This window comes from Bacteroidota bacterium (genome assembly GCA_016706255.1).
Taxonomy (GTDB): Bacteria; Bacteroidota; Bacteroidia; order Chitinophagales; family BACL12; genus UBA7236.
Genome location: JADJJZ010000009.1, coordinates 24,209 through 34,510 on the forward strand (window position 1 = coordinate 24,209; position 10,302 = coordinate 34,510).

Genomic DNA, 10,302 nt, shown 5'->3' on the forward strand with positions numbered 1-10,302 from the left:
GATAGAATTACTGCACAACAATTTTAACGAAATTATATTGTAATTACAAAAGGAACAATTAAAGTCAGGGTCTATTTATAATTGGCTCAGTTTAAATAAATATCGATTAAAATTGGTAATTTAATCTGGCACCATTTCAAACGTTAAATATCCTCCCTGCATGATATCTTGATAAAATATTAATGGTTGTTCCAATGTTTTATTGTTAAGTATTGTTTTATCTGTAAATATTGATGTTTCAGAAAAATTATTAGCCTGAATAATAAATTTTTTTCCGGATGCCAGTTTTATGGTTGCACTTTTCACCTGGGGGCTACCTAAAACAAACTCGCCGCTGGCAGGGTTTATAGGGTAAAAACCTAAAGTTGATAAAATATACCAAGCACTCATCTGCCCACAATCATCATTACCAATCATACCATCTGGTGTATTATTGTGAAACTCATTTATTACTTTATGAATATACCTTTGGCCTGTTTTGGGTTCATTTGTGAACGCGTATAAATAAATAATATGATGCCCGGGTTCGTTGCCATGCGCATATTGTCCAATCATGGCTTCTTGGCCTAAAAATTTATTGGAATTGCCGGATTCCGTTGTAAAAAATGCGTTTAATTTATTTGTGAATGCTTTTTCGCCATCTAATAATTGGATAACACCGTTTAAATCGTATTGCGTAGGGGTCCAAAAATATTGCCAGGCATTTGCCTCAGTGTAATCGCCGGGGTTGTTTAACGGAGAAGTTGCTTCGAGCGGATTAAAAGGTGAGCGCCATTTTCCGTTAGTATCTTTTCCTCTGAAAAATGTTGTTTGCGTATCATAAATATTTTGATAATAACGAGCTCTTTTATAAAAGGTATCTGCCATTTGGTTGTTGCCTAACTTTTTTGCCATTTCTGCTACACACCAGTCATCATAGCCACTTTCCAATGTTCGGGAAACGGCTTCGTTTTCAATTTTATCGAATGGATAATAACCATATTGATTGTAGGTTTCCCAATCGGAATTTATGTGCGATATTGTAGATGTTGCAACCATTGCATTTAATGCTTCCTTTGGATCAAAGCCGTTAAAACCATTTTGGTAGGCCGATAAAATCATTGGGATAGCATGATTACCAATCATACAATAATTGTCCTGTCCCCAAGCCGTCCAAATTGGTAAAAATCCTTTTGCTTTTTGATGCAAAAGCATAGAATTAATAATTCCATTAATTTTTTCAGGAGCAATTATTTGTAACAGTGGAAAGGCACCTCTGTAAATATCCCATATAGACAATGTTGAATAATATTCGTTGTTTGGTGCTAAACCGATTTTGTCATCTACCCCGCGGTATTTCCCATCTGTATCAGCAATATTAGATGGTTGCAACAGTAAATGATACATGGAGGTGTAAAAAATTTCTTTTTGTTTTTGAGGGGCATCTATTTCTATTCTGCTTAAATAATTATCCCATGTATTTCTATTAGCAGTTACTATTTCAGCAAAATTCCAATTTGGAATTTCATTCTGCATATTGTGTTTTGCGCCTTCGACTGAAACTGACGACAAGGCAATTTTTACTTCAAGTGTTTTGTTTTGACTTAAAACAAAATCCAATAAATATTTTGGTGCTTTTTCATTTGATTTGTTATCTAATAGGGCACTATTTTTAAATGGGGTATTAAAAGTTATTACAAAGTAATATTTTCTGTTAACCCAATTACTAGTTGAACAATAACCGGAAATCGTAGTGTTATTTTCAATTTTCACATCGCTGTCAATTACCAGTCCTGATGCACTATTTTCATCAAATACAAACCGAAGACCATGTTGCAAATTCACCAATACATTGGCTTCTTTTTCAGGAAATGTATATTTATGGTAAGTAACTCTTTCCGAACAGGTAAGTTCAACTTTAACGTCATCTTTTTTGGTTAATGTATAATAACCAATTTTGCCGGCTTCCGAATTTTTGTAATAGGTGTTTTTAAGATTTTCTTTTTTGGGATTAATTGGTAATAAAAGGATATCACCCATTTCGTTGATTCCGGTACCGCTAAACCGGGTTTGGGAAAAACCTAAAAGCACAGTATCTCGGTATTGATAGCCACTGGTATGATTCCAGCCAAAATCTTTATTATCGGGGCCGGGCTGCACCATTCCAAAAGGCATTGAAGGTCCGGGAAAAGTGTGCCCTGTGCCATCCGTGCCAATAAAAACATTTACATAACTCGAATTTTGAGCATAAATAATATTGGAAAAGAAGAAAATCAAATAAACAATTTTCCGCAGATGAAAAGTGTGTTTTTTAAAGTAAAATCGGGCCATATTTAATGTAGCGAATTGTAATACGTTAAACTGTTATATACTACCACAAAAATATTAATTTTAGATTGTATTAATATAGCCGCACACCTCATTTAAATTAACATAAATATTGCCATTCCGAAAAGCTTTCCATTTGATTTGTATATTTCTCAAATAAGTAGATGCGGAAAAGCATTAAAAATTAATTTATATTATCGCAAAGATATTCGAAGAGAATCTACAGTAATATTTAACATATCTACCACTGATTCATTGGTTGTTCCTCCATTAAATACCTTAACGGTATGAATTTCCTCAACTTGAAAGTTATTTTGCTCATCCTTAATAATTGAACATAACCTTATGTTTTCAAGGGTATCACCAATTTTAAATTGAGATGTTAAATCGGGTAAGCCACAATCTATATGGGAAATTGACTCGGCCTGATATAATATATTTCGATTGCCGTTTTGAAAGTTAATGATATTAAAGGTTTCTGAGCAGGTGCCCATCCAAATTGAATTTGAAGTGGTGGTTATTTCTTTAATACCATCTTCATTCAAATCTTTTATAGCATCGTTATTAAAAGCTGTGGTTTGGCCGGACCAAATTACCTTCAGTGTGTCGGTGCATGCCAGAAGTATTAATAAAGTATGATTTGTTCCGGCGGACAACCCTGCAGAACCGTTAATAAGAACTAATTGTGTTTTGTTTTTGGTATCAGTAAAATAATCTTCAAATGTAATAATACTGCTAGTATCTAAGTCACTTAAATTCCAGATGTTGGAATTGGTTTTATCATTCAAAATATTTAAGGCTAAATTAGCGAGGGTTATTTTATTTTTGAATAAATTATTTTCAGTCATTTGTTTATCTGCTTCCGTTCGATTCGGATTACTTTTGCAGGAGAATAAATAACTAATACCTATTAATACGATTAAATGAAAAAGTGCCTTCAAATGTGGTAAATATTATTCTGCTAATTTATAAATATATTCCTCAATTTCTACATTCCGTGCTTTCGCAAAACCTTTATCGGTGCCAATTTTTATAAAACCACAATTTTCCAATACCTTTTGAGAGCCAAAGTTGTCATATGCTGTTCGGCCATAAATAGGACGGTTTAATTCAATTTTTAAAAAATCGCGTAAAGCATTTGTAGCGATACCCTGCCCCCAAAATTCCCGATCAATCCAGTAGGTTATTTCTGCTTCATTTTCCATTACATATTTGGCAATACTTCCAACAATTTTATCATCAATTTTGATTGTGCACATGTGAATGGTAGGGTTGCTCAAAAATGGTTCATATTTATGAATATATGCTTCTTTTGTTAAGGGCTCAGGACCAGTGAATGCAGCCAGATAGTTGGCTTCCTTATTGAGTTGAAATAAGTATAATGTTTCTAAATCGGCTTTAACAGTTGTTGTTAGTATCATGTTATTGCTTTGCATCTGCATATATTGTTCAGGGTATATTATTAACTATTTGTAAATGTCTATAATTAATTAGCTTCTTTTATATTGATTTCCCCATCCTCGGAGATCAAAATTTTCCATTTTTTATTTAAACTACATCCATCATCATAACAAGCACCTTCATAAATTATCAGGCTTTCGTTTGTGATGGTAAAATAACGGTAACTAACGTTTTGGTCGCCACTAATTTCGTTATAAATATTTAAAACCTTTCCATTTTGTGTTGAATTATCAAGTAAAAGTATATTGCCGTATTTGCCATATTTTGATACTCTTCAGAGTAATAATAATAACATTGATAGTTTCTAACATTTGGCAACCTGTATTTTAAACTGTCGATGTTTCGTTGTGCTAAGGTATCAATATAAGTATTATTATTAAATGCACTTTCTATATTAATGTATTGCAAATTATAAATGGTTAAAACCGTATCAATAGTTAGTGTGTTGTTCAATGCTTCAAAACAGGTGCAAATTTCGTCAAATGTTTTGCCGGCAGGTTGTTTAAGTTGACCATAATTTTCTAGGTCGCCTTCCCAATGCATAGGGTAATTCAGATTGTTTAAACCGGTACAACCAAAGGGTAGGCTAGTATGGGTGTAATTATTATTATAACGAATAGTATCAACAGTAATTTGTTGCGTTTGCTGATTATTTACACTGCCATGTGAGTGCTCATTTGAACATGATGCCGCAAAAATGCTTGCCCAAACATAAATTAAATTTATACTTGGATGTTTGAAGAAAACACTTCTGATAATTAAATTGTAGATTTTAATCAATTATTTTAATTTAAATATCTATTTTACAACGTTCTTTTTTCATTTACTATATTTCCCAGCCGCTTCCTTGCAGTATTATTCGGTTTCGTTTCTATATTTTAAGAAGTGCTTTTATAGCTTAAAGTTTAAGTTTCATCATAATATCTGTTTGTTCGTCTTCACCTAATTTAAATATGTGTTTATCAAATTCTGTAAATCCGTTTTTTTTATAAAAATTAATAGCACGTGGGTTTTCTTCCCAAACGCCTAGCCAGACATATTCGGCATTGTGTTCCTGCGCTAAACTAATAGCTTTCTCATACAAAATTTGTCCAACCTGTTTGCCATGGAATGTTTTCAAAACATATATTCTTTCAATTTCAAGTGCTTTATCATCCTTTAACTCAGTTTGCGACTGCCCATAATTTATTTTTAAATAACCGATTATTTCATCTTCCAAAATGGCAAAATAAATTTCTGCATTTTTATCAGTTAATTCAGTTTGTAATTTTTCTGCTGAAAACCCCTCTTCTAAATACTTACGCATATTTTCTTCAGTATTGCCTGCAGCAAATGTCTCATAAAAGGTTTGTCGACCGATTAATTGTAGCAGAGCTATATCAGTTGTTTGTACTTTTTTAATAATAATGCTACTTTGTTCCATTTTCTAAATCCTTTTCTAAATTTTTAAAAACATAATCATGTTCCTGTTTAATGCCTAATTTTTCAAGCGGACCCAATAAAACGTGGGGTTAATGCTGATGTATAAGTTGTAATACGGGTCATTTTACAGTGGTTATTGCCTTAACCCGGCTCAAAATAATATATCGCTTCTTTAAATCCTAGCCAGTCGCGGCCGACAAGATTATAATCGATGACATCCATTTTCAAAATCTTGCCTCTTTCCAGTTCGGTAATTTTTTCTACAATGTAGCCACTTCCAAAATCATTATTACTTGACTTACCCGCTTCAAAGTAACATGTCCGTATGCCACCCACTTCTTCTTTATCCATTATGCACTTAGTGGGTATAGGGAGATCAAAATACATGAGATACGGTTTTTCCGCATCGAGTGTGTCTACTGATTTAATGGCATCATAAACCATCTCCGGGGGAAAATTAAAAATTTGTTCCGTTGACACCGCTATTACCGTTTCGTTTTTTTGATTTAAAAAGTGTTCGCCCGGCGCGGCTATTAAAAATGGAATTATAGGGGTCATTAAAATAAACAAATTGTTTGTTCCCTTAATATTTTTATATCGTTTAACTAAGTGCGTAATAACATAGCCGAGAAAAATTAATGGAACTATAATTGGAATTGCCATAACAATGCATAAAAACCCGGACAAGCCAGGAACAGCCATTCCTAGAAGCACAAAAACGGTTGTTAAAAAAACGCCGGCTAAAATATATTTTTTATTCGGCATGGCACCAATAGCTATACCTAACACAACAGGAAGCAGAATAAAAAGGACCCAACTATAATTTACTAAGCCCATAAAAAGAAATATAATGCCGGTCCCGAGGAATATTAATGTAATGATAATAGATAACTGAAAACTTCTATCTTTTAAAATTGCCTTCATTCAATTTGTATTTGCCTGATAATGCGCTTAGGACTACGCAGATATAAAAGTACATCAATTTAATAATGTATGCAACCTGAAATCAATTGAAACCATAGTTATTTAACTTAATAACTTATGGTATTTCCATTTTTTCTGCCCAATTTAGTTCTTCCGGCAATATCACACTTGATAATTCAATATGAATAACACGGCGCCGGTTGTTATTTAAGGTTCGGCTGCTGCTGTGTAATAGTAATGGTTTCATTAACATAACACCACCTTGGTACTGAACAGGTGATTTCTGATTCATTTTCCCAGTTAATGGTTTCAGGCCGATATATTTGTTTAATGTGTGATTTTGGTATAATTTTTAAAGCGCCGTTAAGGTCGTTAGTATCGTCGAGGTGAATGCGTATGGTACTTATGTTTTCTAATATATGAATTGGGGGTTGAACTGCGAATTGGTTTTGTTTAACTGTCCATGGTCCATAATTTTGCAAAGGCAATTTTTTATCTACTGAAATAGTTAAATCCTGGTGATAAGAAACATACCAATTGGACGTTACCGGTTTATCGAAATAAATACTTTTTACTATAAAGTAGTTTTCACCCAATACAGTTTTTATTAAAGATTTAAGTTTACTGTTAAATATCAAATTGACAGCTGTTGGAATTTCTTTCAAAAATTGCCGAATGGCAAATAATTCACTGCTTTTTCTAAATGTATCTTTTTGAGTGTCAGCAGATTCAATTTCGTGTATGATATTTATTATTTCTGTTTCGGTGTAAATATTTTCGCGCACCAAATAGCCATTATTATTAAATATCACTTTTTCAATTTCGCTCATTAGAATTATATCAGGTTAATTAATAATTTCCCCATTGTTGTCAGCTAACTTTTTGCGCCACATTTCAATTTCTTCCGGTGTTTGTCGGTTCCAATCTGTAATTTCACCTATAATTTTTAAAGGAAATGTTGTTCGGTAGGAGCGTGTGGGATTTCCGGGAAATTTTTTATCTGTTACATTGGGGTCGTTTTCGAATGGACCGGTTGGAGCAACAATGTATACGCGTTCCTTGCCATTCCCTGACGCTAAAGCTGCTGCTAAGCCGGCACCGTTTGCTAAACCGGTAAAATAAATGTGATTCATGATAAGGTCGGATTTGTAGTTAGAGTTGCGACCGGGTATTAATTCGTCGCCGGGTTGTAAATCTGCTTTTGTGCCATGATAAAAGGGACCTTCATCAAAAACAATGTTGTTAAATGCTGCTGCTAATTTTAAATAAATGTTTTCGTTTTCGTAGTCGTTAAGTTGAGCATAACATGAAGCAATATTTACATATAAAGCCGGTATGGCGCTATTAATAGCTATTTCATTTACTTCCTGTGCAAGGGCTAAAGCTTTTTTTAACCAAATTAATTTATCATTTGTATTTTGCTGCACACCTGAATTAAAAATGCGTTGCTAAAAATTCTTCATATTTGTTGGAAGCCTCCGTTAATGCTTGTTTATAAATAAACCTAGCTTCGTCAGGTTTGCCTTGCTCTTCCAATTGTTTTCCCTGTAAACAATATTTAATAATTTTATTAGCGGGATTGAAATCCATGAATGATTGTCTTTTTAATGAATTTATGGAAAACAAAGATCAACAACTATTTGGATAATCTTTTTGCCAGTTTTTATTATTAATAAAATATTTGAGCCGGAGTGTAAAAACATGTTTAAACAGGTTTTCGCCTCCGTCTAACAAAAAGGAATAACCATATAAAATATCTATTGCAAATAAACTTAAACCGACGGAAGGACGCAAATAATTACTATTATTTTCAATATCATATAAGTAATCTAATCTTGCTGTTCCCGGTGGCAGAAAAAAATTCGAAATTTCTGCAAAAGCGCTAATACTTTGGCTATTATATTCATTAGTATAAAATAGCTGTAGCCAATACCCCACGATTTCATAGAAAGGTTGAACCCACCACCACTCGCAAATGTAGTTCCGTATGTTCTGCCAATATTTGCACTGTATTCAGTGCAGGCTGAGCGATTGTATGCAACGCCTGCATACCAGGAATTGCCTAATAACTTACTTTTGGGTACATTTTCATGAACGATATAAAATGTATCAGGTGTATTGTGGTCATGAACATGGGTGGTATCTTCCAGCTGACTAAAAACCGGATTGGTTATTAGGGTGAAGCTAAAAACCGAAGAGAGGAGAAGTAAAAGTTTCAAATTTTACTGTATTAATTTATGGGTAATATTAATATTACTGATTAAAGATAATATTTATTTTAAATAAAGTAAAATGTTATAATAATGTAACAATAGTGAATACTTAACGTATATTTAAACTATTAAAAATGAGCAATATATGACGGTTTTAAATATTTTATCTGCGTTTGACTGGAATTCGGTATTGTTAGGAGCAGAAAACTGGGCTTTTTTACTTGAAACATTGTTGCGCACTTTTATCATGTTTATTGTGATTTTAGTTGGGCTTAGATTGTTGGGAAAACGTGGTGTAAAACAATTATCCATTTTTGAACTAGTTGCAATTATAAGTTTGGGTTCTGCAGCAGGTGACCCAATGTTGTATAAAGATGTGGGTGTTTTACCGGCAGTTTTGGTTTTTGTTGTTATTATCATCTTGTACACAATTGTTACCTGGTTAATCGGGAGAAACAAGGTATTTGAACGATTAATGGAAGGTAAGCCGATAACATTAATTAAAGACGGCGTATTTTCTATTCAAAATTTTTCGAAAGAGGCATTGGGAGCGGATGAGTTTTTTGCTGAATTGCGCATTCAGGGTGTTTCTCAATTGGGTCAAATAGAGGAAGCGATAATTGAAAGTAGTGGCGATATCAGTATTTTCTATTATAAGGATGAAGAAGTAAAGTATGGACTGCCGATAATGCCGAACACCTTAGATAAAGCTCAAAAGAAAATTTCGGATACAGATTTTTATGCATGTGTATTTTGTGGCTTTACAGATAAATTAAAACCTGTTGCAAAACATAGTTGCCCGGAATGCAAAAAAATTGAATGGGTAAAGGCAAGTAATAAATTGCGTATTAGATAAAAATTATTTCCGGAGGTGCAGTCCTGACTCCGCTAATGCTTTTTTTAGTTTCGGTAAAGAAGAGGGGCCTAAACCATGTAAACTGAGTAATTCATTTTCTGTAAAACTTGTCAGATCACGCAGTGTTTTTATATTGGCATTTTCCAGTGCACGCCGCGCCGGTGCACTCAGCAATGATAAATAGCCATCTACAGGTTTTTTTTCTGCTTCACAAACAGGGCAAACGGGGCAATCACTGCTTTTATAAAATTGATGACCGTTTGAGCAGATTTTTAATTTTCCTTTTTCGGCATGTAAACAAAATAGTTTAATTAGATTAACTACTTAATATTTTATTTCTTCCGCTAAATTAATTCTTGCCTGTAATTCATATTTGTTGTAAAAGTAGGCAGTTTTATAAATTTTTCCATGTTTAAAAATGTAATAAAACCTTTTTCTTCAGGTTATAAACTAAAACCGGGTAAATATTATACTCCCGCCTTATGTTTTGGTAGTATCCAGTATAAGCCTCGTGGGAATATCCTAATATAGAAAGGTCAGCATCCGTAAATAGATTTGTATCATGATCAGAAGAAAATACATGTGATTGCGTTGCAGAATTTGTTTTTGCAATTATTAATGATATCGACGAGGGACAAGATAACATCAGCATTTTTGCTCAGCATAGTCCGCACTTTTTTGCTCGTTATCCGATTTAAGTGTATTGTAAATGATATCATGATAAAACAAAGTGAATAATAGGGTGTCCCAATTTTGTATTTGCGGTTTAACTGCAGTCAATTCATTTAACAAATTTTTCAGATGTTTGTAATGTGTGGTAGTGTCGCTTTTTTATTAGAATATTTATTTTCAATATCTTCCATAATTTATTATGCAAAGTTGTATCGGATGAATATTTATGAATTAGTGTTATGAAGGTTGTTTTGAGCATAAGTTTTTACCTGTTAATTATTTAACTAAGTTAACAAAAAATTTTATCTCATCTACACACCTTCAATTAAAAAGTTTAGTAAAATTTGAACCATGTTGGTTAATTATAAGTTGCACCGGCTTATATTGGAAACAAACAAGTTGATGTGCTAACGTGTTGATCTGTCCGCCGCTGCGGATGCTGATTAA

8 protein-coding genes and 3 pseudogenes are annotated in these 10,302 nt (G+C 33.1%); 1 reads left to right on the plus strand and 10 read right to left on the minus strand.

The annotated features are described in order from the left end of the window. Nucleotides 1-120: 120 nt before the first annotated feature. From IPI65_14205 to IPI65_14245, 9 genes and pseudogenes are all read right to left on the minus strand, one after another. Complete coding sequence (locus IPI65_14205; protein MBK7442636.1) at nt 121-2,310, minus strand: GH92 family glycosyl hydrolase; 2,190 nt, start codon at nt 2,308-2,310, stop codon at nt 121-123. Between the two features lie 191 nt (nt 2,311-2,501). Next, entirely contained in the window at nt 2,502-3,248 is a 747-nt protein-coding gene (locus IPI65_14210) for a hypothetical protein (GenBank protein ID MBK7442637.1), read from the minus strand. A 12-nt stretch (nt 3,249-3,260) separates the two neighbouring features. After that, nucleotides 3,261-3,743, minus strand: coding sequence for a GNAT family N-acetyltransferase (locus IPI65_14215; protein ID MBK7442638.1), 483 nt, complete (start codon nt 3,741-3,743; stop codon nt 3,261-3,263). Nucleotides 3,744-3,969: 226 nt separating this feature from the next. Continuing rightward, nucleotides 3,970-4,548 carry a hypothetical protein gene (locus IPI65_14220; protein ID MBK7442639.1) on the minus strand — a complete coding sequence of 193 codons (579 nt, stop codon included), beginning with the start codon at nt 4,546-4,548 and terminating at the stop codon, nt 3,970-3,972. A gap of 118 nt (nt 4,549-4,666) precedes the next feature. After that, nucleotides 4,667-5,191, minus strand: a complete 525-nt coding sequence (locus IPI65_14225) for a GNAT family N-acetyltransferase (protein MBK7442640.1) — start codon at nt 5,189-5,191, stop codon at nt 4,667-4,669. Continuing rightward, a pseudogene (locus IPI65_14230) lies at nt 5,178-6,114 on the minus strand (polyketide cyclase). The gene IPI65_14225 and the pseudogene IPI65_14230 overlap by 14 nt, the downstream one beginning before the upstream one ends. A 115-nt stretch (nt 6,115-6,229) precedes the next feature. Then, nucleotides 6,230-6,944 (minus strand): annotated as a pseudogene (locus IPI65_14235) (phytanoyl-CoA dioxygenase family protein). 15 nt (nt 6,945-6,959) lie between these two features. Further along, nucleotides 6,960-7,704 (minus strand): annotated as a pseudogene (arr, locus tag IPI65_14240) (NAD(+)--rifampin ADP-ribosyltransferase). Nucleotides 7,705-7,943: 239 nt separating this feature from the next. Then, complete coding sequence (locus IPI65_14245) at nt 7,944-8,333, minus strand: hypothetical protein (protein MBK7442641.1); 390 nt, start codon at nt 8,331-8,333, stop codon at nt 7,944-7,946. 139 nt (nt 8,334-8,472) lie between these two features. Here IPI65_14245 and IPI65_14250 point away from each other — a divergent pair, with 139 nt between their 5' ends. Further along, a complete protein-coding gene (locus IPI65_14250; GenBank protein MBK7442642.1) occupies nt 8,473-9,183 on the plus strand; it encodes a DUF421 domain-containing protein in 711 nt (236 codons plus the stop codon). Nucleotides 9,184-9,186: 3 nt separating this feature from the next. On the opposite strand, the gene IPI65_14255 is transcribed toward IPI65_14250, so the two are convergent. Further along, nucleotides 9,187-9,495 (minus strand): hypothetical protein, encoded by a 309-nt coding sequence (locus IPI65_14255; GenBank protein ID MBK7442643.1) that lies wholly within the window; start codon nt 9,493-9,495, stop codon nt 9,187-9,189. Nucleotides 9,496-10,302 lie beyond the last annotated feature (807 nt).